We start from the raw sequence: 2,683 nt of genomic DNA on the forward strand, positions 1-2,683 counted from the left end.
AACGCGCACTCGATCGCCCCCTCAACCCGGACCAGCGAAGGATTCTGCAGGGATTGGGCATGGATGAGAGCATCTACGTGTAACGTGATACGGAACGACTAGCGATGGTAAAAAAAGGATTGCCATCGCTCGTCGTGTTGGTCAAAAAGTTATTCTGAAAAACTAAATAAAAAATCCTTTGTTTGGACTCTGTTAAGGTGCGAAATGTGAGTTAGATGAACTAGGATTTATTCCGTTTCATAAAGATGGGGCAGAATTGTTGTTCAGTTTAATTGCCGAGTGTTACGAACAGACGAGCATTATTGTCACATCGAACTTGGAATTTGGACAATGGAACACCATATTTGGGGATAAGCGTTTAACGGCCGCCATCATTGACCGATTGGTGCACCATGCCCATATTCTCACCTTTACGGGGGAAAGTTATCGATTGCGGCACGCTCTATCTAAAAAGAACCGATAAAATACGGGAACTGGCAAGGTTGTGCACAAATTCACCGCCATATTGTGTATTTTTTACTTGCCAAACACAGTCATTCCATGAGTCGGTTATTCCTCGTCCTCAATTTTGTAACTTAACAACACAAACACATACTTTCCTCGTTTGAAACGATCTTCTTCTTTTAAGGCTTCTTTCACTTTAGAGGGTAATTCCCGATTGTTCCCTCCCAACTGATGAAAGAGATGATGATGGGTGTGCAGCCATTCCTCTCCGGTCATATGATGGTAAGAGATGCTTAGTTCCACATGATGTTGATATTGGTTTAATTGCTTGTTTTCCTCCAATTCTTTTTCCAATAACGAGAGCCCTGTATAAACAGTATTTTTTAATTCTTTCATGAGCTCTGATTTGCTTTCTGACATCATTTTTTCATTCAGCATCACATTTGTATCGATGTCGTTATTTCTACGATAGGATTTTTCAATTAAATTTCCGACCTGCTTTTCGCCTGCAACCTCTAATAAGCCGTATTCCTCTAACTTTTTGACATGATAGTATAGCCTCGATGGTTTTTCATTTAATTTTTTCGCTAGTTCCTTCACCGTTAAGGCTTCGTTTTTCGTTAAGTCCAAAATTTTGTTTCGTTTTGGGTTAATCAAGATTTTGGCCAATTCCAAATCACTTAATTCTTTCATCCTTCTATGCTACTCCTTTCTGTGTTGAATGCAACTTGGCTCAATTGTCGATATCCTTGGAAGAGTGGATAAGTACAAGTTGTCAGTACGAGCAAGATGCCGCTCGTTGCGGTTGCGTAAACACTTCCGATCACATCGGCATACCAACCGCCTATCATGATTCCTAGCATTATGGGAAAATTGGAGAACGTCGTCATTAAAGCAGAACCGCTACCTCTTAATTCTTGCGGCACAATAGAGATAAACAAACTATTAATCGGCACATTCACCAACGCATTCAATACTCCTACCATAGTACACCAAGTATAGAGAGGAAAATCCCCCCAATTATGGACGAACACGTTCAAAGGCACAATACCCGCCATCCATACGCCAATAAGCATCATTCCTATCCATAATAATCGATTAGCTGGGATGGTTTGAAGCAACTTTGGTCCAAGTAAAGAACCTAAAATCGCTCCCACCCCTATGCTTGCCTCCAGAAAACCGAAGTGAGAAGGAGAGACATGAAAATGATGCAATAAAGCGCTGACAAGATTTGTATTCAAAATACCGATCACGAAGGATAATGGAATCATCATGAATAAGAAAAAACGCAAGATAGGTAACAGAAAAATGTCTCGGTATCCAGTCAAAGCATCCAGCCAATAACCGCTCTTTTTCTGCTTATGATGAAGGTATTCTTTAAACTTGATGCTCCAAATCAAAATGGCCGAAAGGAGAAATGTAGCGGCGTTAACCATAAAATTGATATCGTATCGTTCACTTAAAAGAAAAAGTCCCCCAATGGCCGGTGCAATTATTTGCATAGCCGATGCTGTTCCATTTGATAGCGCAATCGCCTCTGGAATTCGTTCCTTTGGGATAATGGACGGAACGATGGAAGATTGGGCAGGTACAAATAGCGCTGTCCCGATCCCATGCAATCCCAACAAAACGAGCAAGATGATGGGGGAGTGTGCAAAGGCAGCCATGCAAAGAACGATGATCATTCGATACAGGTCAGAGAACACCATCAGCCGCCGCTTAGAAAATCGATCAACAAGAGGACCGAATACTAAGCTCAAGACAGCAGTTGGGAACAATTGGACGAATATAACCATTCCGATGAGCAAAGAATGGCTGGATGACTTTCCGATGAGGTAAATGAGCGCTACCCTTGTTATGCCGTCGCCCAAATAGGATATGACTTGAGACAGCCACATGCGTAAATATAGACGATGATCAGATAATATAGAGAACATGGATCCACCACCTTTTTGTTCATCAAAATAAATTTTAATGGTAAAAAAATATTTTGTCAATAACCTTCAGTCTACTGGAGTGATTGAAGACTTTAGTCGGTTCATGAAAAAGCGGTTTTATACTTTTAAACCATTCATTGTTTTCATGAAACATTCAGTGTTCGAATCAATACAGGCAGGGGAGACCCAATGATTCTACTCATCAACTGTAGATGAGCATTTTTCATTACAATAATTTCCATGGTTAGAGAGACAAACAGGGTACCCCTTACGCGATACGGAGCTGTTTTTTGATCACATCA

At 40.9% G+C, this 2,683-nt stretch carries 2 protein-coding genes and 1 pseudogene; 1 reads left to right on the top strand and 2 read right to left on the bottom strand.

Annotation, left to right across the window (positions count from 1 at the left end; translation table 11 throughout):
- Positions 1-211 precede the first annotated feature (211 nt).
- Positions 212-463, top strand: a pseudogene (locus tag CV944_RS16640) (ATP-binding protein); the annotation flags it as partial.
- Positions 464-549: 86 nt separating this feature from the next.
- Here the strand turns inward: CV944_RS16640 and CV944_RS16645 are convergent.
- Together CV944_RS16645 and CV944_RS16650 are read right to left on the bottom strand one after the other, a co-directional pair.
- Positions 550-1,137: a winged helix-turn-helix domain-containing protein gene (locus CV944_RS16645; RefSeq protein WP_021322671.1), complete on the bottom strand. Its 588-nt coding sequence runs from the start codon at positions 1,135-1,137 to the stop codon at positions 550-552.
- Positions 1,134-2,441: an MFS transporter gene (locus tag CV944_RS16650; RefSeq protein ID WP_128721765.1), complete on the bottom strand. Its 1,308-nt coding sequence runs from the start codon at positions 2,439-2,441 to the stop codon at positions 1,134-1,136. The genes CV944_RS16645 and CV944_RS16650 overlap by 4 nt, the downstream gene beginning before the upstream one ends.
- Positions 2,442-2,683: the final 242 nt, after the last annotated feature.

The sequence above is a fragment of the Geobacillus sp. WSUCF-018B genome, from assembly GCF_002809985.1.
GTDB classification, from domain to species: domain Bacteria; phylum Bacillota; class Bacilli; order Bacillales; family Anoxybacillaceae; genus Geobacillus; species Geobacillus thermophilus.

Coding starts and splice junctions, on each gene's coding strand:
- CV944_RS16645 (WP_021322671.1), bottom strand. CDS start 1,137: ATGAAAGAATTAAGTGATTTGGAATTGGCCAAAATCTTGATTAACCCA.